This is a genomic window from Arthrobacter antioxidans (assembly GCF_023100725.1).
GTDB classification, from domain to species: domain Bacteria; phylum Actinomycetota; class Actinomycetes; order Actinomycetales; family Micrococcaceae; genus Arthrobacter_D; species Arthrobacter_D antioxidans.
In genome coordinates this window covers 918,653-941,274 of sequence record NZ_CP095501.1, presented here as the reverse complement: position 1 = coordinate 941,274, position 22,622 = coordinate 918,653, and the positions used below count along the sequence as shown (strand labels likewise).

Genomic DNA, 22,622 nt, shown 5'->3' with positions numbered 1-22,622 from the left:
GGGGGCACGGCTCCGAGCCGGAGGTCGCCCGCGCAGGTCTAGGTGTGCTTCCTCCGCCGGCTCCGCTGCCGCAGCGATCCGGCCTTCGCATGATGGAGGCGCGCGGACTCGGCCGCCGCATCGGCCGTCCCCACGGCGCACCACGCCGTCGCGAGCAGGTACACCTGGCTCAGCAGGTAGAACCAGACGAACAGGGCGACGACCACCGCGACGGACAGCAGGATCACGCTGTTGCCGAACAGGCCCACGATCTGCGTGGAGAAGAAGCGGAGCACCGAGGTCCCGAGGCCCGCGATGAGCGCCCCCTGCAGGAGGATCGGCTTCGGCATGGTGATCGCGGAGGAGGATCGGAGCAGGACCACGACCACGAAGGTGTCCAGGAGGATCATGACCGCGAAACCCGCGGCCCGGGTCAGCCCCTGGGTGGCCCCGCCCAGGTCGAGGAAGGTGAGCAGTGCACCCAGGGTGTTGGTGGCGATCACGCCGAGCGCCGTCGTCACGAGCATCACGATCCCGAGCAGGGCCAGGGTGAGGAGGTCCTTGGCCCACAGCACCAGCGGGATCACGGCCACCGGGCGCAGGCCGAAGATCCCCCGCATCGCCTGGCGCATCCCACCGATCCAGCCGAGGGAGGTCACCACCATCACGCCCGCGGAGATGACGATGGTCCAGCCGAGACCACTCGTGGCCTCGAAGAGGGCGTCGGGCGTCACGAGGCCGGCCTGCCCCTCCCCCTGGTCGATCAGGCCGGGGACGGCCTGGTCGAGCACGTCCACGGCGATGTCCTGCAGGGCCTCGTTCCCGGCGATGACGATGCCCAGGGCGGCGAAGACGACCACGAGCAGCGCCGCGATGGCGAAGAAGAGGCGGTAGGCGAGGCCTGCAGCCATGAGCGGGCCACGCCTCCGGAGGTACAGCTGGAAGACCCGCACCGCGCGGACGGTATTGATGCGTGACAGGGCGAGGTCCACCCGTGCGGCGACGAGTCCCATGCCGCCACCGCCGGAACGGGTCAGCCGACCCAGCCGGATGCGGGCCTCGGCGACCCTGCGGTGCAGCCCCGGCAGGTCGGCCGGGGAGGGCGGGTCATCCTGCGGCGGTGTGGGAGCCGTCAACGTCCTGGCCAAAATGCAGCTCCTCCCTCAGCTTCCAGAGCCCTGACGGCACGTGCTCATAGAGTCCCATGGATCGCACCTCGAACGAGGCCTCGAAGGTCTGCAGCTCCTCGACGGCGGCATCCATGGCGGCGTCCGACACGTCGTGGGCCACGGTGACGTGCGGGTGGAAGGGGAAGGCGAGCTCACGCTCGAGCGGCCCGGCCTGCAGCCTGGCATGGAGGCCCACGCACTCGTCGAAGCCCTCCACGAGCCGGAGGAAGATCACCGGGGAGACCGGACGGAAGGATCCGGTGCCGCGGAGCCGCACGGTGAACGGAGCCTGGGTGCGAGCCACCGCCCGCACGTGGTCGATGGTCTCGTCCCAGTCCGTGGCCGGCGTCGTCGTGATGAGGGTGATGTGCGGCGGGACGACCGCCGCCATCGGATCACCGAAGGATGCCCGCCACAGCTCGAGGGTGCCGGCGAGGGGCTCCGGGATTGGGATGGTGACCCCCACGGAGCTGCCGGTCACGCTGGGGAGGGACACGGCGTCCGCCGCCCCGCGGGATGGGATGGTCGAGGCGCACATCGGTCAGAGGGATCCTGCGGCCGGCAGGAAACCGACACGCGCATAGACCTCGGCGAGGGTGGGCGCGGCGAGGCTGCGTGCCTTCGCGGCGCCCTTGGCGAGGAGTCGGTCGAGTTCCGCGGGATCGGACAGCAGTTCCTCCGCCCGGCTGCGGATGGGCGCGAGCGACTCCACCACCAGCTCCGCGAGATCCACCTTCAGGTGGCCGTACATGCGCCCCTCGTACTCGGCCTCGAGCTCGGCGACGGTCCGCCCGGACAGGCCGGCATGGATCGCGAGGAGATTGGAGATCCCGGGCTTCTCCGCCCTGTCGAAGCGGATCTCCGTCCCGGCATCGGTGACGGCGGACCGGATCCGTTTGGCGGTCACCTTCGGGTCGTCGAGGAGGTTGACCAGGCCGCCGGGGGACGACGCCGATTTGGACATCTTCGCCGTCGGATTCTGCAGGTCGTAGATCTTCGCGGAGCCCTTCTGGATGAACGGTTCGGGCACCACGAAGGTCTCGCCGAACCGCGTGTTGAAGCGCTGCGCGAGGTCACGGCTGAGCTCCACGTGCTGGCGCTGGTCCTCCCCCACCGGGACGCCGTCGGGCTGGTAGAGGAGGATGTCCGCGGCCTGGAGCACCGGGTAGGTGAACAGGCCTACGCTCGCAGCGTCCGTCCCCTGCTTCGACGCCTTGTCCTTGAACTGCGTCATGCGCGAGGCCTCACCGAACCCGGTGATGCAGTTCAGCACCCAGGCGAGCTGGGCGTGCTCCGGGACGTGCGACTGCACGAAGAGCGTCGCCCGGTCCGGGTCGACGCCGCCGGCGATGTACTGCGCCGCGGTGAGCCGGGTGCGGTGCGCCAGTTCCTGCGGGTCCTGCGGCACGGTGATCGCGTGCAGGTCGGGGATGAAGAAGACGGCGTCGTAGGTCTCCTGCAGGCGGACCCACTGCACGAGCGCGCCGAGGTAGTTGCCGAGGTGGAGGGAACCCGCCGAGGGCTGCATGCCCGAGAGGATGCGCTGCCGCCGTTCCGGGAGGGCGGCGGACGTGGACTGTGTCATGGAGGCTGTCCTGAATCTAGATCTGGTAGTCGACGACGAGCGGCGCGTGGTCCGAGAACCTCGTGTCCCAGCTCGGTGCCCTGTCGACGTCGGAACTCACGGCGCTCTTGGCGAGGGCCTGGGTGGCCAGCTGGTAGTCGATGCGCCAGCCGGTGTCGTTGTCGAACGCCTTGCCGCGCCAGGACCACCACGTGTAGGGGCCGTCGACCTCTCCAGCGAGGAGACGCGCGACGTCCACGAAGCCGCATTCGTCCGAGAAGAAACGGTCGAAGTACGCCCGCTCCTCGGGCAGGAAGCCCGCGTTCCTGACGTTGCCCTTCCAGTTCCTGATGTCCAGCCGGGTGTGGCCCACGTTGAGGTCCCCCATGACCACGGCGTGGTCGGCGCCGTCGCGCAGCTGGGGCAGCCGGGTGGTCATGGCGTCGAGGAAGCGGTACTTGTCGTCCTGCTTCTGCGTGCCGACCTCGCCGGAGTGGACGTACGCGCTCACGACGGTGAGATTCGCGCCGTCCACGTCGAAGTCGGCCTCCACCCAGCGGCCGGACGTGTCGAAGTAGGAATCGCCGATCGTGGTCCGCGTCGCCGTCGGCTGCTGCCGGGAGGCGACGGCCACCCCGGCGCGTCCCTTGGCCTCGGCCTCGGTGTGGAGGATGTGCCAGTCCCCGCCCAGCAGGGCCCGGACGACGGCGTCGGGGGCGCGGACCTCCTGCAGGCAGAGGATGTCGATGTCCCGCCCGTCCAGCCATTCCTGCATCCCGCGCTTGTAGGCGGCGCGGATTCCGTTGACGTTCACCGAGGCGATGCGCAGGGTTTTCTGTGGGGGATTCGAGGCCGGACTCACTCGATCCACTGTACCCGGCAGGGTATTCCGATTCATGCGGCGGGCGGGTCCCTCAGTCGACAATGGTGCCCTCGACCGGCCCTTCGGTGGAGCCCTTCATCATGGAGCGGGCGTTGTGCGAGGTGATCTCGATCGTCTCGAGGGCACGCTCCACCATCCCCTCGTCCTTGCCGAGGTAGTCCCTGACCACACCGACCTGCACCTGGACGATCTTGAAGCTGTGGTCGAGCTTCAGGTCCCGGGCCCTGTCCGTGGCGGCAGGCTTCACCTGGTCCTGCCCCGACAGGCCCGGCCCGAAGACCCCCTGGGCCTCCAGGCGCGCCGTCGCCTTCCGCGCCGCTCCCCGGAGACTGAGGACCACGTAGCTGAAGATGAGGAGCCAGCCGAGGGAGACGATCACCACCAGCCAGCCGACGACGTCGTTCTGGTTCGCCGCGAACACCACGGCGACCAGGAACACGATCAGCATGACGGCCATCCCGGCACTTCCCATGCGCATGCTCGGACCCCGGCCCGCAGGCCTCCCATTACTCCCTAGTGACTGCATCCCACCATTCTCCCGCATCGGCAGCCCCACCCCCGGTGCTTCCACCGCGGGCGAACTGTCAGGCTTTGATAAGTTTCCTCCCAGTTCTCCCATCCGTGATGGCGCTCACCCCGAAGTACTCCCATGCGCGCCCACTCGGTGCGCTTCACTCGTACTATGGAGGAACACCCATGAACAAGAAGATGCGTCTCCTGGCAGTACCGGCACTGGCGATCAGCGCTGTCGCTCTCGCCGCGTCCCCCGCGATGGCCGCCCATGACGGTGCCTACTCGTCCACCCTCGGCCAGCTCAACGGCACCACGGGCACCGGCTCCATCACCCTCGACGTCGCCGGTGACCAGGCCACGGTCAACCTCCAGGTGTCCGGCCTCGCCGAGACGTTCATGGACGCACCGTACCCCCACGTCCAGCACATCCACGGTGGAGCCAAGGGCGTCTGCCCCACCCCCGCCGACGACGCCGACGGCAACGGCATCGTCAACGTGGCCGAGGGCGTCCCGGGCTACGGCGACATCCTGACCACCCTGACCACGTCCGGTGCGGCCACGCCTGCCGAGGGCCTGAACCTGGCACTCGGCGGACAGGGCGGGACCTACTCCGTCCAGCGCACCATCACCATCGATGACGCCACCCAGAAGGCACTCGCCGCCGGCACCGCCGTCGTCGTCGTCCACGGCCTTGATCCCGAAACTGCGGGCGTTCCCGCTGATGTCTTCGGCAGCCCCTCCGAGATCGCTCCCGAGCTCCCCCTCGGCGCGACCTCCCCCGCACTGTGCGGCACCCTCGTGAAGACCCAGATGGGTGAAATGCCTTACGGTGGAGCCGACACCGGTGTCGCCACCGAGTCCTCCACCAACACCGCGGGCATGATCGCCCTCGGCGGCGGCCTGGTCCTCGCCGCAGCAGCCGGTGGCACCTACGTGGTCCGTCGCCGTACGGCCGACAACGCGTGATCCAGATCATCCACGATGATCGATAGAGTGATCGGCCACCGCTGGGGCTTCACGGCCCCGGCGGTGGCCGCCCTTTTCCTCCTCACCGGGTGCGGGGCCGCCAGCACGCCGGAGACCGCCCCGGCGCCCGCCGTCTCCTCGAGCGCGGATGCGCCGGCTCCCTCCGCCCCGGCGTCCGCCCCACCCTCTGCCGCACCGTCCGCGACGGCGACCGCGCCGTCGTCGGGCGCCCCCGCTTCGCCGACTCCCCTGCCCGCCGTGCTCCCGGCCTCCGCGCCCGTCACGCTGGAGATCGAGTCGATCGGCGTCCGGACCGACCTGCTGAGGCTCGGCCTGCGCGAGAACCGGAGCCTCGAGGTGCCGCCCGACGGCCCGGGGGCTCCCGCGAGCTGGTACGACGAGTCCCCCACGCCCGGCGATCGCGGCCCGGCCGTCCTGCTCGGCCACGTGAACGCCACCGACGGCGGCAAGGGCGTCTTCGCCGATCTCCGTACCCTCACCGCCGGCGACCGCATGAGCGTCACCCGGGAGGACGGCACGACGGCGGTCTTCGAGTTCCAGCGCGGCGAGGCCTACGGGAAGGACGAGTTCCCCACCCTCGAGGTGTACGGGAACACCCCGGGGTCGGAGCTGCGCCTCATCACGTGCGACGGCTACAACCCCGACACGGGCGAATTCGACGACAACTACGTCGTCTACGCGACGCTCGTCCCCTAGGGCCGGATCTCCGGGCGCTACCGCAGGAAGAGCTTCCGCAACCGCAGGGTGGTCAGCAGCATGCCCACCGCGCTCATGACGAGGAAGTAGCCGAGGTGGAGGACCGTCGCCGGGGTGAACGAGGCGACGCTGATCTGGCGCAGCAGTTCCACCCCGTGCCAGAGGGGCAGCGCCTGGATGAACCACTGGATGCCCTGCGGGTACACGCTGAGCGGGTAGAAGGTCGCCGAGAACAGGAACATCGGCAGCATGACGAAGTTGATCCATTCCATCTGCTGGAACGTCTTCATGAAGCTGGTGATCCCCATGCCGAAGGACGCGAACCCGAACGCGATGACCACGGACGCCGGGATCACGAGCAGCGCCACCGGCGTCGTGATGAGCCCCATGAGCGCCATCACCGCGGTGAAGCCCGTCGCGTACAGGGCTCCGCGCAGGAGGGCCAGGAAGATCTCGCCGATCGCGACGTCGAGCGGCCCGAGCGAGGTGTACAGCATCCCCTGGTACAGCTTGGCGAAGTTCATCTTGAAGAAGACGTTCCACGTGCTGTCGTAGACGGCCCCGTTCATGGCGGAGACCGCCAGCAGGGCCGGCGCGATGTAGGCGGCGTAGCTGATCGGCCGGCCGTCGGGCCCCTCGACCGTCCCGACGAGGGCGCCGAGGCCCACGCCCATGGAGACCAGGTAGAGCACCGGCTCGAAGAAGCCGGACACCATGATGAGCCAGTTGCTGCTGCGGGTCGCCAGGAGCCCGCGCGCTATGACGGCCTTCGCGTTGCGCGAGTACAGCGCGGCGAGGGGGCGCTTCGAGCCGTCCAGCGCGTAGTCCTGCAGGGTCAGCGGGGCGCTCACCGGCCGAGCCTCCTCGCGTAGACGGAGTGTGCCAGGCGCAGGCCGACGACGGCGAGGACCACCAGGTACAGCACATGGACCACGGCGAGCCAGGGCGGGACGACCTGCCCGTAGGTGAGGCTCCGGCCCAGTTCCGTGCCATGCCACAGCGGTGAGATCCAGCCGATCCACTGCAGGAAGACCGGCAGGGTGTCGAGCGGGAAGAACGTCCCGGAGAACAGGAACAGCGGGGTCACGATGAAGCGCATGACGAGCGCGAACTGGCCCTTGTCCTCCTCGACGCTCGCCGAGTAGGCCATCAGCGGGAGGCCGAACGCCAGGCCGCTGAGGACGGCGACGGGGATGACGGCCGCCCCCGTGGCGGACGGCGACGCACCGAAGGCGGCGACGATGAGGAAGTAGACGATGGTGGTCGCGGTCAGCCGGACGGTGATCGCGAGCACGTGCCCGTTGACGATCTGGCCCGTGCCGAGCGGCGAGGCGTGCGGGCCGTAGTAGACCCGCCGCCACTTGAAACCGTCCATGACGGGGTAGGTGAACTCCGTGGCCGCCGTCATGATCGTCGCGGACGCCAGCAGGGCCGGGGCGATGAAGGCCAGGTAGCCGACGCCGCCGAAGGCCGCGGCCGAGTTCGCGTCCACGAGCGAGGCCAGGCCCACGCCCATCGCGAAGAGGTACATGACCGGGGTGCCGACGCTGGAGGCGAGCAGCGTCCAGCGGTAGCCCTGCATGGAGCGGAGCACGTGCTCGGCGTAGTACCAGGACCCGAACGACCGGGCGCGGCGCGCGGAGACCTCCGGCGCGTGGGCGTGGAGGCGGTAGGGCGGGCCGGTGGTGGCGTCCTGGACGGCGGGCTCGCTCTCACTCAACGAGGCTCCTCCCGGTCAGGCGCAGGAACACGTCCTCGAGGGAGGACCGCCGGACGAGGGAGGTGATGGGCTTCAGCCCCCGGGAGGTGACCTGCTCCAGGGCCGCCTCGCCGTCCTGGGCGTAGATCAGCACGCGGTCCGGCAGCGGCTCGAGGCGCTCCCCGATCCCGTGCAGTTCGCCCGCCACCGTGGTGTTGCGTGCCGAACCGAACCGCAGTTCGAGCACCTCGCGGGTGGAGTGCTCCCGGATGAGCTGCGCGGGTGACCCCTCGGCCATGATCCGGCCCTTGTCCACGACCACGAGCCGGTCGCAGAGCTGCTCCGCCTCGTCCATGTAGTGCGTGGTGAGGATCAGGGTCACCCCGGATTCCTTGAGGCGGAACAGCCTGTCCCAGAGGATGTGTCGCGCCTGCGGGTCGAGGCCCGTGGTGGGTTCGTCCAGCAGGAGGATCTTCGGCTCGTTGATGAGGGAGCGCGCGATGGTCAGGCGCCGCTTCATGCCGCCCGACAGCGCGTCGACCTTCGCACCGGCCTTGTCGGTGAGCTGGGCGAACTCCAGCAGCTCGTCGGCCTTGGGCCTGAGGTAGCTCATCGGGAGCCCGAAGTAGCGGCCGTAGACGATGAGGTTGTCGCGGACCCTCAGTTCCTCGTCGAGGTTGTCCTGCTGCGGTACCACCCCGAGGTGGGCGCGCACCTCGGGCCCGTGGTCCTCGGGGTCGAGGCCCATGATGGTGAGCCGGCCCGAGGTCCGCTGCGAGACCCCGCCGATCATGCGCATGGTGGTCGACTTCCCCGCGCCGTTCGGGCCCAGCAGGCCGAAGGACTCCCCCGCCGGCACCTCGAAGGAGAGGCCGTCGACGGCCTTGAACCCGCCGTAGTGCTTGCTGAGCTGCTGCGCGGAGATGACCGGTGGTCGGGACGGGTGGGTGGGCACCCGCCCAGCCTAGGCGATGCCCCCGGGCAGGATCCGGTGGGAGCCTCGCGTGTCTAGGCCTGGACGGCCCTGCGCTCGGCGGCCTCGACGACGTTCGTGAGCAGCATCGCCCGGGTCATGGGCCCCACCCCCCCGGGGTTCGGCGACAGCCAGCCGGCCACGGACGCCGCGGCGGGGTCGACGTCGCCCGTGAGCTTCGCCTTCCCGGTCTCCGGGTCCTCGACGCGGCTCACGCCCACGTCGAGGACGATCGCGCCGGGCTTGAGCTGATCCGCCGTGATCATGTGCGGGATGCCGGCGGCCGCCACGACCACGTCGGCGCGGCCGAGGTGGTCGGCGAGGTCGACGGTCCCGGTGTGGGCCAGGGTGACGGTCGCATTGATCTGCTTGCGCGTCAGGAGCAGCCCGAGCGGCCGGCCCACGGTGACGCCGCGTCCCACGACCAGCACGTTCAGCCCCGTGAGGGCGACGTCGTGCCGGAGGAGGAGCTCGACGATCCCGTGCGGGGTGCACGGCAGGGGCGAGTCCATCGCGGCGTTGACGTTGAGGACGAGCCTGCCGAGGTTCATCGGGTGCAGGCCGTCGGCGTCCTTCGCCGGGTCGATGCGCTCGAGGATCGCATTGGTGTCGAGGTGCGCGGGCAGCGGGAGCTGCACGATGTAGCCGGTGGTGGCGTCGTCGTCGTTCAGCTCGTCGAGGACCGCCTCGAGTTCCTCCTGCGTGACGGTGGCCGGGAGGTCGCGGCGTATCGAGGTGATGCCCACCTGGGCGCAGTCGCGGTGCTTGCCCGCCACGTAGGAGTGGCTGCCGGGGTCGTCCCCCACGAGCACCGTGCCGAGGCCCGGCGTCACACCGCGCTCGCGGAGGACTGCCACACGCTCGGCGAGTTCCTCCTTGATCCGGGCGGCGGTCGCCTTGCCGTCGAGGATGCGTGCTGTGGTCGTCATGCGAATCGTCCTTCTCGGGGTGTCCAGTTGCTCGAGCAGGAATGCCTTGCCGCGGTCGCAGCAGCCGGTGAAGCAGCATTCCCCGGCGGGGATGTCGTAACCGGTCGACGCGGCGGCCTCGGAGGTGAGGGCGCCGGGCGGGACCGCGGCTACCACTCCTCCTGGCCCGGGTACAGCGGGAAGTCGGCGGCGAGCGCGGACACGCGGGCGCGGAGCGCCTGGACGTCGGGTGAGGGCTTGAGGGCCGCGGCGATGATCTCGCCCACCTCCGTGAACTCGACGGCCCCGAAGCCGCGGGTCGCGAGCGCTGGGGTGCCGATCCGGAGGCCCGAGGTGACCATCGGCGGACGGGGATCGAACGGCACGGCGTTGCGGTTCACGGTGATCCCGACCGAGTGCAGCACGTCCTCGGCCTGCTGGCCGTCGAGCGAGGAGTGCCGCAGGTCCACGAGGACCAGGTGGACGTCCGTGCCACCCGTGAGCACCGACACGCCGTGCTCGGTGACGTCCGACGCCGTGAGGCGCTCGGCGATGATGCGCGCACCCTCGAGGACGCGCTCCTGGCGCTCCCTGAACTCGGCCGACCCGGCGATCCTGAAGGCCGTGGCCTTGCCCGCGATGACGTGCATGAGCGGGCCGCCCTGCTGGCCGGGGAAGACGTTCGAGTTGATCTTCTTGGCCCATTCCTGCTTGGCGAGGATCACGCCGGAGCGGGGACCCGCGAGGGTCTTGTGGACCGTGGAGGTGACGACGTCGGAGTACGGCACGGGGCTGGGGTGGACGCCGGCGGCGACGAGGCCCGCGAAGTGCGCCATGTCGGTCCAGAGCAGCGCGCCGACCTCGTCGGCGATCGCGCGGAACGCCGCGAAGTCGAGGTGGCGGGGGTAGGCCGACCAGCCGGCGATGATGACCTGGGGCTTCGCGGCGAGCGCCTGCTCGCGCACGCGCTCCATGTCGAGGCGGTGGGTGTCCTCCTCGACGCCGTAGGCCGCGACCTCGTACAGCTTGCCCGAGAAGTTCAGCTTCATGCCGTGCGTGAGGTGGCCGCCGTGCGCGAGGGAGAGCCCCATGATCCTGTCGCCGGGCTTGATCATGGCCGAGAGCGCCGCCGCGTTGGCCTGCGCACCGGAGTGCGGCTGGACGTTCGCGAACTCGGCGCCGAACAGCGCCTTGACCCGCTCGATCGCCAGGTTCTCGGCGACGTCGACGTGCTCGCAGCCGCCGTAGTAGCGGCGCCCGGGGTAGCCCTCCGCGTACTTGTTGGTGAGCACGCTGCCCTGGGCCTCGAGGACGGCGCGCGGTGCGAAGTTCTCCGAGGCGATCATCTCGAGGGTGTCCCGCTGCCGTGCGAGCTCGTCCCGGAGGACGGCGGCGATCTCCGGATCCACCTCGGACAGGGGGGCGTTGGTGACGGAGTCGGCGTGGGAGGGAGCCATGGGCGAAGTGGTCATCGGTCGATCCTTCTCTGGGTCTCGCAAGGGGTCAGCGTGAATCGCGGGCGGGGGTCGGGACCGCAGTCCGCGCCCCGGCCGCTCATGAAACGTGACCCGCGGCCCAGGCGTGCGATCCGTGGTCTGCACTGGAAGCGCGGGCGCCCCGCAGGGGATCCCGACCTCCCGCCGCTTCCTGGTGGTTGCCCACCCTACGCCAGTCGCGACGCTCCCATGCTAGCCGGAATACGAGGACGGCGGGACAGGTTCCGCATCAGTGGAACATCAGCTCGGCGCTGGCCGACGCCGCAACGGGAAGGTCGTCGCCATGTACGGTCCGGCACGGGACGTGGATGTACCGGTCCGGCGCGTCCGGGTCGTCGTGATCGGCGCCGGCCAGGCGGGGCTCAGCAGCGCCTACCACCTGGCACGCCGGGGGCTCACCCCGCACCGGGACGTCGTGGTGCTCGACGCCAACCCCGCTCCCGGTGGCGCGTGGCTGCACCGCTGGCCCGCCCTCACCTTCGACGCCGCCCACGCCCTGCACGACCTCCCGGGCCTGCGCCTCGGGACGCCGGACCCGGAGGAGCCCGCCTCCCGGGTGGTCACCCGGTACTACGGCGACTACGAGCGGACCTTCGCCCTGCCCGTGCTCCGGCCGGTCCGGGTGCTCCGCGTGGAGGCCGACGACGGCGACGGCCCCCTCCGCGTGTCCACGCCGGACGGCACGTGGCTGGCCGACGTCGTCATCAGTGCCACCGGCACCTGGGACCGCCCCTACTGGCCCCACTACCCCGGCCGGGACGTCTTCGAGGGACGCCAGCTGCATACGCACGACTACCGCTCGGCCGGCGAGTTCACGGGCCGGCGCGTCCTCGTGGTGGGCGGCGGGACCTCCGCCGTCCAGTTCGTCCTCCAGCTCCACGCCGCCGGAGCCGTGCCCCTCTGGTCCACCCGCCGGCCGCCGTCGTTCACCCGCCGGCCGTTCGACGCCGAATGGGGCCGCGAGGTCGAGGCCGCGGTCGATGCCCGGACGGGTGCGGGACTCCCGCCGGCCAGCGTGGTGTCGGCGACGGGCCTGCCGCTCACGGCCGGCTACCGGGCGGGCATCGACGCCGGGATCCTCGTGTCGCGCGGCCCCCTGGCCGGGCTGCGCGAGCGATCGGCGGTGTTCACGGACGGCACCGAGGAGCCCGTCGACGCCGTGCTGTGGGCCACCGGCTTCCGTGCCGCCCTGGACCACCTCGCACCGTTGCGCCTCCGGGAGCCCGGCGGCGGCATCGTCATGGACGGTGTGCACGTGCTGAAGGAACCGCGGCTCCTGCTCGTCGGCTACGGCGCCTCGGCGTCGACGCTCGGCGCGTCACGGGCAGGGCGGGCGGCGGCGACGGCCGCCGCGGCCCGGCTGCGCGGGATCGCGTCACAATCGGCGGCCGCCGGTAATCTGGCGTAGGTGACCTCCCCCGCTGCTCCCAGCTCCTTCTCCCTGACGCTGTCCTGCCCCGACCGGCCCGGGATCGTCCACGGCGTCTCGGGCGCCCTGGTCGGCGTGGGCGCCAACATCACCGAGTCGCAGCAGTACGGGAGCCCTGACACGGGCACCTTCTTCATGCGCGTGGCACTCGACACCGTCGCCTCGGAGGAGGACCTCCGCGCGGCGCTCGAGCCCGTGGCCGGGGAGTTCGGGATGGACTGGTCGCTGACCCCGGCCGCACGCCGCACGCGGACGCTCATCATGGTGTCCAAGGCCGCGCACTGCCTCAACGACCTCCTCTTCCAGCACCGCTCCGGCACGCTCGCCATCGACATCCCCGTGATCGTGTCCAACCACCGCGACCTCGAGGGACTCGCCGCGTTCTACGGCGTCGAGTTCCACCACATCCCGGTGACGCCCGAGACCAAGGACGACGCCGAGGACAGGCTGCGCGCGCTGATGGACGAGCACGGGATCGAACTCGTGGTCCTCGCGCGGTACATGCAGATCCTCAGCGACCGGCTCTGCGAGGAGCTGCTCGGCCGTGCCATCAACATCCACCACTCGTTCCTGCCGTCCTTCAAGGGTGCCCGCCCCTACCACCAGGCCCATGCGCGCGGCGTGAAGCTGATCGGCGCGACCGCCCACTACGTCACCGGGGCCCTCGACGAGGGACCGATCATCGAGCAGGAGGTCATCCGCGTGGATCATGCGCGCACGGCCGAACAGCTGACGTCGATCGGCCGGGAGCTGGAGGGACGCGCGCTGGTGCAGGCGGTCCAGTGGCATGCGGAGCACCGCGTCCTCCTCGACGGCCGCCGCACGATCGTCTTCAACTGACGCAGCACCCGCGCCGGGAGGGTGTCGCCTAGGCTGGCGCCATGGCACATCTCATCCCCTTCCGCGGCAGGACCCCCGTCATCAGCGATTCGGCCTTCACGGCGCCGACCGCATCCCTCATCGGAGAGGTGACCCTCGGCGAGTTCGCCAGCGTCTTCTACGGTGCCCGCGTCCGCGCCGACACCGCCCCGATCTCGATCGGGGACGGGAGCAATCTCCAGGACAACGTGGTGGTCCACGCCGACCCGGGCTTCCCCGCCACGATCGGGGACCGCGTCAGCGTGGGGCACGGCGCCGTGGTGCACGGGTGCACGATCGGGGACGACTGCCTCATCGGGATGAGCGCCACGGTCATGAACGGCGCCGTCATCGGCGCCGGGTCGCTGGTCGCCGCCGGCGCCGTCGTGCTCGAGGGAACGGTCGTCCCGCCGCGGTCGCTCGTGGCCGGCGTCCCGGCGAAGGTGCGGAGGCAGCTCGACGACGACGAGGTCAGGGCCGTGCAGGCCAACGCCGACCGCTACAAGGCTCTCGCCCAGGAACACCGCGAAGCGTTCACTTCTTGACGACAGGCACCGGGTGCGGCAGCCTTGATCCCATGCCCGCAGAATCCCCCTCGACGGCGAGGTCGAGCCCGAGCGGCCCGCCTCCGAAACCGGGATCCCAGTCCGCCCTGCGCGAGCGGAACCAGCATCGCGTCATCGCGGCCCTCATGAGCGGCGGGCCCCGGACCCAGGCGGAACTCGCCCGGCAGACGGGGCTCTCGACGGCGACGGTCTCCAACATCGTGAAATCCATGGCCGTGACGGGGATCGTCAGCACCGTGCCCACCACCAGCTCGGGGCGCCGGGCCCTGTCCGTGGTCCTCAACGACAACGGACAGGTCGCGGCGGGCATCGACATCGGACGCCGCCACCTCCGCGTCGTCCTCGCGAGCCCCAACTACCGGGTCCTGCAGGAGGCCTCCGTCCCCCTCCCGCTCGGCCACAGCGCCCAGGACGGACTGGCCGCCGCCGCGGACCTCCTGGACACCCTGCTCGAGGACGGCGGCATCTCCCGGGGTGCGCTCCTCGGCGCCGGCATCGGCATCCCGGGCCCCATCGACCGTCGCAGCGGGACCGTGGTGCAGGGGGCCATCCTGCCCGAGTGGGTGGGCATCAACATCCACGAGACGTTCAGCGAACGGCTCGGCGTGCCCGTCCTCATCGACAACGACGCCAACCTGGGGGCCCTGGCGCAGGTGACCTGGGGGCCGCACGGCGCGGTGGACAACCTGATGTTCATCAAGGTGGGGTCCGGCATCGGCTCCGGGCTCGTCCTCAACGGAGCGCTGTTCTACGGCAACGTCGGGATCACCGGGGAACTGGGGCACACCACCATCAACGAACACGGCCTGATCTGCCGGTGCGGCAACCGCGGCTGCCTCGAGACCGTCGCCTCGACCTCCACCATGATCGAACTGCTCAGCCGCGGGGGCAGCGAACCCGTGGACACCCGGCGCATCATCGACCGCGCGCTCACCGGCGACACCGCGACCCTGCGCGTGATCGACGACGCCGGCATCGCCATCGGCCGGGCGCTCGCCCACATGGCCAACCTGATCAACCCCGAGACCATCGTCGTCGGCGGCCCGCTCACCGATCTCGGCGAGATCCTCCTCGGGCCGATCCGGCGCGGGCTGTCCCGCCACGCCGTGCCCATCATCGGTGAGACGACCTCCGTCTGCATGTCCTCGCTCGGTGACCGCGCCGAGGCGCTCGGAGGCGCCGCCGTCGTCCTCGCCCAGTCGGGGCTCTCCCCCGCACTCGTGGGTTCAACCTAAAGATTTCCTCTGTTTTCCCGGAGTCATGCGTTCAACAGTTGACTGCAAGGGCCGGGGCATGTTCAATTCTTTTCGGGTCGTGATCGGACCTGCACCAAGACAACGCCGTCACTGCGGGAGAATCCATGAAGAACCACATCATCCTCGAGATGCGCTCCATCACGAAGGAGTTCCCGGGCGTCAAGGCCCTCGCAGACGTCTCGATCGAGGTGCGCGCAGGCGAGATCCACGCGATCTGCGGTGAGAACGGCGCCGGGAAATCGACCCTCATGAAGGTCCTCTCGGGCCTCTACCCGTACGGCGACTACTCGGGCGACATCATCTTCCAGGGCGAAGAGGTCCGGTTCAAGGACATCCGCTCGAGTGAGGCCGCGGGGATCGTCATCATCCACCAGGAACTCGCGCTGATCCCGGAGCTCTCGATCGCGGAGAACATCTTCCTGGGCAACGAGCCCGCCCGCTTCGGCGTCATCGACTGGGACCATGTCAACCGGACCACCCTGGAGCTCATGGCCCGCGTGGGCCTGAGCGAGGACCCGACCACCAAGATCAAGGACATCGGCGTCGGCAAGCAGCAGCTCGTCGAGATCGCCAAGGCACTCAGCAAGTCGGTGAAGCTGCTCATCCTCGACGAGCCCACCGCGGCGCTGAACGAGTCCGACTCGCAGCACCTCCTGGACCTGATGGCCGGCCTGCGGTCCAAGAACATCAGCTGCATCATGATCTCCCACAAGCTCAACGAGATCGAGCAGATCGCCGACTCGATCACGATCATCCGCGACGGGAGGTCCATCGAGACCCTGCACGTCAAGGAGGACGGCGTCGACGAGGACCGCATCATCCGCGGGATGGTGGGCCGTTCGCTCGAGTCCCGCTTCCCGGACCACACCCCGACGATCGGTGAGACCTTCTTCGAGGTACGGAACTGGACCGTAGGACACCCCACCGTGCCGGACCGCCTGGTGTGCAAGAACTCGAGCTTCAAGGTGCGGCGCGGCGAGATCGTCGGGTTCGCGGGGCTGATGGGCGCCGGGCGGACGGAGCTCGCGCGCTCGGTCTTCGGCCGCTCCTATGGCACCTTCAAGTCCGGCCAGATCGTCATGGACGGCAAGGAGATCACGCTCCGCTCGGTGCCCCAGGCGATCGACGCCGGCCTCGCCTACGTCACCGAGGACCGCAAATCGCTCGGCCTCAACCTGCTGGACGACATCAAGACCACCACGGTGTCCGCGAATCTGCAGAAGATCACGCGCGGGCTCGTCGTCGACAGGGACGAGGAGTTCAGGATCGCCGAGGAGTACCGGAAGTCGCTGCGCACCAAGACGCCGAGCGTCAACGAGGGCGTCGCGAAGCTCTCGGGCGGCAACCAGCAGAAGGTGGTCCTCGCGAAGTGGATGTTCACCGATCCCGAACTGCTGATCCTCGACGAGCCCACCCGCGGCATCGACGTGGGAGCCAAGTACGAGATCTACGGCATCATCCAGAAACTCGCGGACCAGGGGAAGGGCGTCATCGTCATCTCCTCCGAGCTGCCCGAACTGCTCGGCCTCTCGGACCGGATCTACACGATCTTCGAGGGCGCCATCACCGGTGAGGTGGAACGCGAGAACGCGAACCAGGAATCCCTGATGAAACTCATGACCGCCAGCAGGAAATCTGCCTGACCCGTCGACCCTAGGAAAGACACCATGAATTCCCTCAAGCAAATCTTCGGCGGGAACACCCGCCAGTTCGGGATGATCTTCGCCCTGGTCGCGCTCGTCCTGTTCTTCCAGTGGCGCACGGGCGGCAAGATGCTCACGTCCGTCAACATGATGAACCTGTTCAACGGCAACTCGTACATCCTCATCCTCGCGATCGGGATGGTGCTGGTCATCATCGCCGGGCACATCGACCTCTCCGTCGGCTCCGTCGCCGCGTTCGTCGGCATCGTCGTCGCGATCGCGATGCGCGACTGGGGCATCCCCTGGTACCTCGGGGTGGTGCTCGGCCTGGCGCTCGGTGCGCTCATCGGGGTGTGGCAGGGCTTCTGGGTGGCCTATGTCGGCATCCCCGCGTTCATCGTCACCCTCGCCGGGATGCTCATCTTCCGCGGCGCCAACCAGTCCGTGGGCAACTCCCTCACCGTCCCGGTCCCCGAGGGCTTCCGAGAGCTCGGCGCGGGCTACCTGCCCGAGGTCGGTCCCAACATCGGCTACAACAACCTGACCCTGCTGATGGGCTTCGCCCTCGTGGCCTTCGTGATCTACAACGAGGTCCGGGGACGCCGCAAGCTGGAGAAGATCAACGCCGAGGTGCCCCCCATGTGGGTTCCCATCACGAAGGTGGTCCTGCTCTCCGCGGTCATCCTCTACGCGACCTACCTCTTCGCGACGGGGCGTCCCGGGACGTCCTTCCCGGTCCCCGGCCTGATCCTCGGCGTCCTCGTCATCATCTACGCGTTCATCTCCAACAAGACGATCGCCGGCCGCCACGTGTATGCCGTCGGTGGCAACCGCCACGCGGCCGAGCTGTCCGGTGTGCAGGGCAAGCGCGTGAACTTCATGGTCATGATGAACATGTCCATCCTCGCGGCCCTCGCCGGCATGATCTTCGTCGGCCGCTCCACCGCCTCCGGGCCGTCGGACGGCGTCGGCTGGGAGCTCGATGCGATCGCTGCCGTGTTCATCGGCGGCGCAGCCGTCACCGGTGGCGTCGGGACCGTGGTCGGATCCATCATCGGAGGCCTCGTCATGGCCGTCCTGAACAACGGGCTGCAACTCCTCGGAGCCGGCGCCGACGACACCCAGATCATCAAGGGCCTCGTCCTGCTCATCGCCGTCGCCTTCGACGTCTACAGCAAGAGCCAGGGCAAGCCGTCCATCATCGGGCTGATCACCAGGCGGTTCGGCGGAGGCGACGGCGGCAAGAAGGTCGACACCGAGGTCCCCACTCCCTCCCCGACCGAGCAGGCCGTCGGAACGAAGCAGGTCATCTCCCACGACGTCTAGGACCCGGCATACCCGGTTCCCGGAACCACAGCTCTCCCCGTCCATAAGAGCAAGAGAAAGAGAATGAGAATGCGTACTTTCGCAAAATCCCTCGCAGCGATCGCTGCAGTATCAGCACTGACGCTGACCGGGTGCGGCCGCGAAGAAGCGGCGCCCTCTGCCGACGGCGAGACCGCCGCTGCAGGGTTCGAGGCAGGATCGGCCATCGGCGTCGCGCTCCCGCAGAAGACCTCGGAGAACTGGGTCCTCGCCGAGGAGCTCTTCAACGAGGGCCTGACCGAGGCCGGCTACGACCCCGACGTGCAGTTCGCCAACGGCGGCGTCTCCGAGCAGCAGAACCAGATCAGCTCCATGATCACCAATGGCGTGAAGGTCCTGGTCGTCGGTGCCATCGACGGCGCCCAGCTCGGCACCCAGCTCCAGCAGGCCAAGGATGCGGGCATCTCCGTCATCGCCTACGACCGCCTCCTGACCAACACGGAGAACGTGGACTACTACGTGGCCTACGACAACTTCCAGGTCGGCGAACTCCAGGGCCAGGCCCTGCTGGACGGCATGAAGGCCGCGAAGCCCGAGGGACCCTACAACATCGAGCTGTTCGCCGGTTCGCCGGACGACGCCAATGCGAAGGTCTTCTTCGACGGCGCCATGAGCATCCTCCAGCCCGAGATCGACAACGGCAACCTCGTCGTCGTGTCCGGCCAGGAGACCTTCGACCAGGTCGTCACCCAGGGCTGGGAAGCGGAGAACGCCCAGAGGCGCATGGACACCCTGCTCTCCGGCAGCTACAGCTCCGAGGAGCTCGACGGCGTCCTCTCGCCCAATGACACGCTCGCCCGTGCGATCCTGACCTCGGTCAAGGGTGCCGGCAAGCCCATCCCCGTCGTCACCGGCCAGGACTCCGAGGTCGAATCCGTGAAGTCGATCATGGCGGGCGAGCAGTACTCCACGATCAACAAGGACACCCGTGCCCTCGTGGAACATGCGATCGTGATGGTCAACGACCTCCAGGCCGGGAACGAACTCGAGATCAACGATCCCGATTCCTACGAGAACGGCGTCAAGACGGTCCCCGCGTACCTCCTCGAGCCGCAGATCGTCACGCAGGAGAACGCAGCGGAGGCGTACGCCGACAACGAGGAGCTGGCTCCGCTCACCCAGTAGCGCCCACCCGGAATCCTCCGGCAGCAGGACCTGTTGCGCCCCGGCTACGGCCGGGGCGCTTCGTCGTTCCGGCGCCGGGGATGGACGCCGCTCCGACCAGCGGCGAGGATGGGTCCATGAACCCACAGCACCGCATCATCGTTCCCCCCTGCGCGGAAGCAGGAGCCCCCAGTCCCGTCGTCGCCACCGGCAGGCCGCTGAAGTGGGGCGTGATCGCCACCGGCGGTATCGCGTCCAAGGTCACACAGGACATCGCCCTGCTCGAGGACGCCGTGCTCCACGCGGTCAGCTCCCGCAGCGCGGACAGTGCCGCCGCGTTCGCGGACCGCTTCGGATTCGCCACCAGCTACGGCAACGACGGCGGCATGGCCGGCTACCAGCGCCTCGTGGACGACCCCGAGGTCGACGTCGTCTACATCACCACACCGCACGGCCAGCACTACGACGTCGCGAAGGCCGCCCTCACGGCGGGCAAGCACGTCCTGTGCGAGAAACCCTTCACCATCAACGCGGCCGAGGCGGAGGAACTCGCCGCGATCGCCGCCGACAATGGGCTGTTCCTCATGGAAGCGGTCTGGACACGCTTCCTGCCCAGCGTGAACCGGGCCTGGGAGATCATCCACTCCGGAGAGCTGGGCGAGATCCGGTGGGTGCAGGCCGACCTCGGCTTCACCGCCCCGGAGGACCCGGCCAGCAGGCTCTGGGACCCGGCGGCCGGCGGCGGCGCACTCCTGGACCTCACGGTCTATCCGCTCACCTGGGCGCTGGGATCCCTCGGCTTCCCCGATTCGGTGTCCGCCGTCGGCACGCTGAACAGCGACGGCGTGGACCTGCAGAACGCGGTGACGCTGGGTTACGGGAGCGGCGCCTACGCCCAGCTGTCGTCGTCGTTCATCGCCTCCTGCCCCGGCCAGGCGACCGTGTGCGGGTCCAAGGGCTGGCTGAAGACCGGCGGCGGGAACCTGCACAACCCGACGGAACTGACGATCAAGGCCGGCGACACCGAGGCCCGCGTGGAGCATTTCGAGCAGGCCGGCGCCGGGTACACGTACGAGCTGCGCGAGGTGACCCGCTGCATCCAGGAGGGCCTCACGGAGAGCCCGACCATGCCGATCGCCGACACGGTGAGGACGATGCGCCTGCTCGACGGCGTGCGCGCCCAGATCGGCCTCCGCTACGCGAACGACGCGGCCTGACCGGTCCACGCACGAGCCGGACACGCAGAAGCCGGTGCACCGCGGAGGCGGTACACCGGCTTCGGTGCGAGAGCGGTGCCTACCGGGCGAGGATCGCCAGGACCTCCGACAGCTTCGCCGACGGACGCATCACCTCGGTCACCTTCGTGACGTCGGGGTGGTAGTACCCGCCGATGTCCGCAGGTGAGCCCTGGACGGCGAGCAGCTCGGACACGATGGTGTCCTCGTTGCCCGTCAGCGCCTCGGCCACCCGGGCGAAGCTCTCCGCGAGTTCGGCGTCCTGCTCCTGCCTGGCCAGTTCCTCGGCCCAGTAGCGGGCGAGGAAGTAGTGGCTCCCCCGGTTGTCGATCTCGCCGACGCGGCGGCTGGGCGACTTGTTCTCGAGCAGGAAGGTGCCCGTCGCCCGGTCCAGCGTGTCGGCGAGGATCTGCGCGCGGGCGTTCCCCGTCGTCGTCGCCAGGTGTTCGAAGCTGACGGCCAGGGCGAGGAACTCGCCGAGGCTGTCCCAGCGGAGGTGGTTCTCCTTCACGAGCTGCTGCACGTGCTTCGGAGCCGATCCGCCGGCGCCGGTCTCGAAGAGGCCGCCGCCGTTCATGAGGGGGACCACGGAGAGCATCTTGGCGCTGGTGCCCAGCTCGAGGATCGGGAACAGGTCCGTCAGGTAGTCGCGGAGCACGTTGCCCGTGACGGAGATGGTGTCCTCGCCCCGGCGGATGCGCTTGAGCGTGAACGCCGTGGCGTCGACGGGCGTCATGATCTCGAGCGTGACGTCGTCCGTCCCGTGCTCGGCCAGGTACTCCCTGACCTTCGCGATGAGGTGCGCGTCGTGGGCGCGGGCCTCGTCGAGCCAGAACACGGCGGGCGTCGCGGAGGCGCGCGCACGCGTCACGGCGAGCTTCACCCAGTCGAGGATCGCGGCGTCCTTGGTCTGGCATGCGCGCCAGATGTCGCCGGGCTCGACGTCGTGCTCGATCAGCACCGTGCCGTCGCCGCCGACCAGCTGCACCGTGCCCGCGGCCTGGATCTCGAAGGTCTTGTCGTGGCTGCCGTACTCCTCGGCGGCCTGCGCCATGAGGCCCACGTTCGGGACGGTGCCCATGGTGGTCGGGTCGAAGGCGCCGTGGGCGCGGCAGTCGTCGAGGACCACCTGGTAGATGCCGGCGTAGCTGCTGTCCGGGAGGACGGCGAGCGTGTCCGCTTCCTCGCCGTCCGGCCCCCACATGTGGCCGGAGCTCCGGATCATGGCGGGCATGGACGCGTCCACGATCACGTCGCTCGGCACGTGCAGGTTGGTGATGCCCTTGTCCGAGTCCACCATGGCGATCGCGGGCCCGTCCTCCATGCCCTGCGCGATGGCCTGCTGGACGCCCTCGCGGACGTCCTCCGGGAGCTTGTCGAGGCCGCCGAGGATCGAGGCCAGGCCGTTGTTCGGGCTGAGGCCGGCGGCGGTAAGCTCGGCGCCGTACTTCTCGAAGAGCTCGGGCAGGAAGGCGCGGACCACGTGGCCGAAGATGATGGGGTCGGAGACCTTCATCATGGTGGCCTTCAGGTGCGCCGAGAAGAGCACGCCCTCCTGCTTCGCCCGGGCGACCTGCGCCTTCAGGAACTCGTTGAGCGCGGTGGCGCGCATCACGGTGCCGTCCACGACCTCGCCGGCGAGCACGGGGAACGCGTCCTTGAGCACGCTGACGGTGCCGTCGGCGGCGACGTGCCGGACCGAGACGGTGCCGTCCGCGGGGATGACCACGGACTTCTCGTTGGAGCGGAAGTCGTCGCTCGTCATGTGTGCCACGTTGGTCCGTGACTCCGGCGTCCAGGCACCCATGCTGTGCGGGTTCTGCCGGGCGTAGTTCTTGACGGACGCCGGGGCGCGGCGGTCCGAGTTGCCCTCGCGCAGGACCGGGTTCACGGCGCTGCCCTTGACCTTGTCGTAGCGGGCGCGGACGTCCTTCTCCTCGTCCGTCGACGGGTGGTCGGGGTAGTCCGGCAGCGCGTAGCCCTGGCCCTGGAGCTCGGCGATGACCGTCTTGAGCTGGGGGACGGACGCGCTGATGTTCGGCAGCTTGATGATGTTCGCTTCCGGCGTCTTCGCCAGTGCGCCGAGCTCCGCGAGCGCATCCTCCATCTGCTGGTCCTCGGTGAGGCGGTCACCGAAGAGGGCGATGATGCGCCCCGACAGCGAGATGTCCCGGGTCTCCACCTCGACGCCCGCCGTGGAGGCGAACGCCTCGACGATCGGCAGGAACGAGTAGGTGGCGAGCATCGGCGCTTCGTCGGTATGGGTGTAGATGATCTTGGCCATGGGTTGGCGTCTCCC

General features: G+C 69.4%; 21 protein-coding genes. 10 read left to right on the top strand and 11 right to left on the bottom strand.

Annotation, left to right across the window (positions count from 1 at the left end; all coding sequences use genetic code 11):
- Positions 1 to 38 precede the first annotated feature (38 nt).
- The 5 genes from MWM45_RS04440 to MWM45_RS04420 are packed head-to-tail and all read right to left on the bottom strand — an operon-like array spanning position 39 to position 4,121.
- Positions 39 to 1,127, bottom strand: coding sequence for a YihY/virulence factor BrkB family protein (locus MWM45_RS04440; RefSeq protein WP_247828415.1), 1,089 nt, complete (start codon positions 1,125 to 1,127; stop codon positions 39 to 41).
- Positions 1,087 to 1,686: a 2'-5' RNA ligase family protein gene (locus tag MWM45_RS04435; RefSeq protein ID WP_247828414.1), complete on the bottom strand. Its 600-nt coding sequence runs from the start codon at positions 1,684 to 1,686 to the stop codon at positions 1,087 to 1,089. Before MWM45_RS04435 ends, MWM45_RS04440 begins: the two co-directional genes overlap by 41 nt.
- A gap of 3 nt (positions 1,687 to 1,689) precedes the next feature.
- Positions 1,690 to 2,733: a tryptophan--tRNA ligase gene (gene trpS / locus MWM45_RS04430; protein ID WP_247828413.1), complete on the bottom strand. Its 1,044-nt coding sequence runs from the start codon at positions 2,731 to 2,733 to the stop codon at positions 1,690 to 1,692.
- A 16-nt stretch (positions 2,734 to 2,749) separates the two neighbouring features.
- Complete coding sequence (locus tag MWM45_RS04425; protein ID WP_418909730.1) at positions 2,750 to 3,583, bottom strand: exodeoxyribonuclease III; 834 nt, start codon at positions 3,581 to 3,583, stop codon at positions 2,750 to 2,752.
- A gap of 43 nt (positions 3,584 to 3,626) precedes the next feature.
- Positions 3,627 to 4,121 carry a hypothetical protein gene (locus tag MWM45_RS04420; RefSeq protein ID WP_247828411.1) on the bottom strand — a complete coding sequence of 165 codons (495 nt, stop codon included), beginning with the start codon at positions 4,119 to 4,121 and terminating at the stop codon, positions 3,627 to 3,629.
- A gap of 170 nt (positions 4,122 to 4,291) precedes the next feature.
- Between MWM45_RS04420 and MWM45_RS04415 the strand changes: the two genes are divergently transcribed.
- The gene (locus MWM45_RS04415; RefSeq protein ID WP_247828410.1) at positions 4,292 to 5,074 is read left to right on the top strand and encodes a CHRD domain-containing protein; all 783 of its coding nucleotides are present in this window, start codon (positions 4,292 to 4,294) and stop codon (positions 5,072 to 5,074) included.
- A gap of 15 nt (positions 5,075 to 5,089) precedes the next feature.
- Positions 5,090 to 5,791 carry a sortase domain-containing protein gene (locus tag MWM45_RS04410; RefSeq protein ID WP_247828409.1) on the top strand — a complete coding sequence of 234 codons (702 nt, stop codon included), beginning with the start codon at positions 5,090 to 5,092 and terminating at the stop codon, positions 5,789 to 5,791.
- A gap of 17 nt (positions 5,792 to 5,808) precedes the next feature.
- Here the strand turns inward: MWM45_RS04410 and MWM45_RS04405 are convergent, their stop codons facing one another.
- From MWM45_RS04405 to glyA, 5 genes are all read right to left on the bottom strand, one after another.
- Positions 5,809 to 6,642, bottom strand: coding sequence for an ABC transporter permease (locus MWM45_RS04405; RefSeq protein ID WP_418909729.1), 834 nt, complete (start codon positions 6,640 to 6,642; stop codon positions 5,809 to 5,811).
- The gene (locus tag MWM45_RS04400; RefSeq protein WP_247828408.1) at positions 6,639 to 7,511 is read right to left on the bottom strand and encodes an ABC transporter permease; all 873 of its coding nucleotides are present in this window, start codon (positions 7,509 to 7,511) and stop codon (positions 6,639 to 6,641) included. The genes MWM45_RS04405 and MWM45_RS04400 overlap by 4 nt, the downstream gene beginning before the upstream one ends.
- The gene (locus tag MWM45_RS04395) at positions 7,504 to 8,445 is read right to left on the bottom strand and encodes an ABC transporter ATP-binding protein (RefSeq protein ID WP_247828407.1); all 942 of its coding nucleotides are present in this window, start codon (positions 8,443 to 8,445) and stop codon (positions 7,504 to 7,506) included. Before MWM45_RS04395 ends, MWM45_RS04400 begins: the two co-directional genes overlap by 8 nt.
- A gap of 53 nt (positions 8,446 to 8,498) precedes the next feature.
- Positions 8,499 to 9,392 (bottom strand): bifunctional methylenetetrahydrofolate dehydrogenase/methenyltetrahydrofolate cyclohydrolase, encoded by an 894-nt coding sequence (locus MWM45_RS04390; RefSeq protein WP_247828406.1) that lies wholly within the window; start codon positions 9,390 to 9,392, stop codon positions 8,499 to 8,501.
- Positions 9,393 to 9,541: 149 nt separating this feature from the next.
- Positions 9,542 to 10,843, bottom strand: coding sequence for a serine hydroxymethyltransferase (gene glyA, locus MWM45_RS04385; protein WP_272496059.1), 1,302 nt, complete (start codon positions 10,841 to 10,843; stop codon positions 9,542 to 9,544).
- Between the two features lie 307 nt (positions 10,844 to 11,150).
- Here glyA and MWM45_RS04380 point away from each other — a divergent pair, with 307 nt between their 5' ends.
- From MWM45_RS04380 to MWM45_RS04345, 8 genes are all read left to right on the top strand, one after another.
- Positions 11,151 to 12,275 (top strand): FAD-dependent oxidoreductase, encoded by a 1,125-nt coding sequence (locus MWM45_RS04380; RefSeq protein WP_247829124.1) that lies wholly within the window; start codon positions 11,151 to 11,153, stop codon positions 12,273 to 12,275.
- Positions 12,276 to 13,136 (top strand): formyltetrahydrofolate deformylase, encoded by an 861-nt coding sequence (purU, locus tag MWM45_RS04375; RefSeq protein WP_247828405.1) that lies wholly within the window; start codon positions 12,276 to 12,278, stop codon positions 13,134 to 13,136.
- Positions 13,137 to 13,177: 41 nt separating this feature from the next.
- The gene (locus MWM45_RS04370; RefSeq protein ID WP_247828404.1) at positions 13,178 to 13,699 is read left to right on the top strand and encodes a gamma carbonic anhydrase family protein; all 522 of its coding nucleotides are present in this window, start codon (positions 13,178 to 13,180) and stop codon (positions 13,697 to 13,699) included.
- Positions 13,700 to 13,731: 32 nt separating this feature from the next.
- Complete coding sequence (locus MWM45_RS04365) at positions 13,732 to 14,955, top strand: ROK family transcriptional regulator (protein WP_247828403.1); 1,224 nt, start codon at positions 13,732 to 13,734, stop codon at positions 14,953 to 14,955.
- 125 nt (positions 14,956 to 15,080) lie between these two features.
- On the top strand, positions 15,081 to 16,619 hold the full coding sequence (mmsA, locus tag MWM45_RS04360) for a multiple monosaccharide ABC transporter ATP-binding protein (RefSeq protein ID WP_247828402.1): 1,539 nt from the start codon (positions 15,081 to 15,083) through the stop codon (positions 16,617 to 16,619).
- A 24-nt stretch (positions 16,620 to 16,643) separates the two neighbouring features.
- Positions 16,644 to 17,945 (top strand): multiple monosaccharide ABC transporter permease, encoded by a 1,302-nt coding sequence (mmsB, locus tag MWM45_RS04355; protein WP_247828401.1) that lies wholly within the window; start codon positions 16,644 to 16,646, stop codon positions 17,943 to 17,945.
- A 69-nt stretch (positions 17,946 to 18,014) separates the two neighbouring features.
- Positions 18,015 to 19,109 carry a substrate-binding domain-containing protein gene (locus tag MWM45_RS04350; RefSeq protein WP_418909728.1) on the top strand — a complete coding sequence of 365 codons (1,095 nt, stop codon included), beginning with the start codon at positions 18,015 to 18,017 and terminating at the stop codon, positions 19,107 to 19,109.
- 116 nt (positions 19,110 to 19,225) lie between these two features.
- The gene (locus tag MWM45_RS04345) at positions 19,226 to 20,305 is read left to right on the top strand and encodes a Gfo/Idh/MocA family protein (protein ID WP_247828399.1); all 1,080 of its coding nucleotides are present in this window, start codon (positions 19,226 to 19,228) and stop codon (positions 20,303 to 20,305) included.
- A 79-nt stretch (positions 20,306 to 20,384) separates the two neighbouring features.
- Here MWM45_RS04345 and MWM45_RS04340 read toward each other — a convergent pair whose 3' ends face one another.
- Complete coding sequence (locus tag MWM45_RS04340; protein ID WP_247828398.1) at positions 20,385 to 22,607, bottom strand: NADP-dependent isocitrate dehydrogenase; 2,223 nt, start codon at positions 22,605 to 22,607, stop codon at positions 20,385 to 20,387.
- Positions 22,608 to 22,622: the final 15 nt, after the last annotated feature.

What these genes read in the sequence shown, in the direction of transcription:
- MWM45_RS04420 (WP_247828411.1), bottom strand. Translation starts at nt 4,121, where the DNA reads ATGCAGTCACTAGGGAGTAATGGGAGGCCTGCGGGCCGGGGTCCGAGC.
- MWM45_RS04410 (WP_247828409.1), top strand. Translation starts at nt 5,090, where the DNA reads ATGATCGATAGAGTGATCGGCCACCGCTGGGGCTTCACGGCCCCGGCG.
- MWM45_RS04435 (WP_247828414.1), bottom strand. Translation starts at nt 1,686, where the DNA reads ATGTGCGCCTCGACCATCCCATCCCGCGGGGCGGCGGACGCCGTGTCC.
- mmsB (WP_247828401.1), top strand. Translation starts at nt 16,644, where the DNA reads ATGAATTCCCTCAAGCAAATCTTCGGCGGGAACACCCGCCAGTTCGGG.
- glyA (WP_272496059.1), bottom strand. Translation starts at nt 10,843, where the DNA reads ATGACCACTTCGCCCATGGCTCCCTCCCACGCCGACTCCGTCACCAAC.
- MWM45_RS04350 (WP_418909728.1), top strand. Translation starts at nt 18,015, where the DNA reads ATGCGTACTTTCGCAAAATCCCTCGCAGCGATCGCTGCAGTATCAGCA.
- MWM45_RS04370 (WP_247828404.1), top strand. Translation starts at nt 13,178, where the DNA reads ATGGCACATCTCATCCCCTTCCGCGGCAGGACCCCCGTCATCAGCGAT.
- MWM45_RS04415 (WP_247828410.1), top strand. Translation starts at nt 4,292, where the DNA reads ATGAACAAGAAGATGCGTCTCCTGGCAGTACCGGCACTGGCGATCAGC.
- trpS (WP_247828413.1), bottom strand. Translation starts at nt 2,733, where the DNA reads ATGACACAGTCCACGTCCGCCGCCCTCCCGGAACGGCGGCAGCGCATC.
- MWM45_RS04365 (WP_247828403.1), top strand. Translation starts at nt 13,732, where the DNA reads ATGCCCGCAGAATCCCCCTCGACGGCGAGGTCGAGCCCGAGCGGCCCG.
- mmsA (WP_247828402.1), top strand. Translation starts at nt 15,081, where the DNA reads ATGAAGAACCACATCATCCTCGAGATGCGCTCCATCACGAAGGAGTTC.
- MWM45_RS04345 (WP_247828399.1), top strand. Translation starts at nt 19,226, where the DNA reads ATGAACCCACAGCACCGCATCATCGTTCCCCCCTGCGCGGAAGCAGGA.
- MWM45_RS04380 (WP_247829124.1), top strand. Translation starts at nt 11,151, where the DNA reads ATGTACGGTCCGGCACGGGACGTGGATGTACCGGTCCGGCGCGTCCGG.
- MWM45_RS04340 (WP_247828398.1), bottom strand. Translation starts at nt 22,607, where the DNA reads ATGGCCAAGATCATCTACACCCATACCGACGAAGCGCCGATGCTCGCC.
- MWM45_RS04390 (WP_247828406.1), bottom strand. Translation starts at nt 9,392, where the DNA reads ATGACGACCACAGCACGCATCCTCGACGGCAAGGCGACCGCCGCCCGG.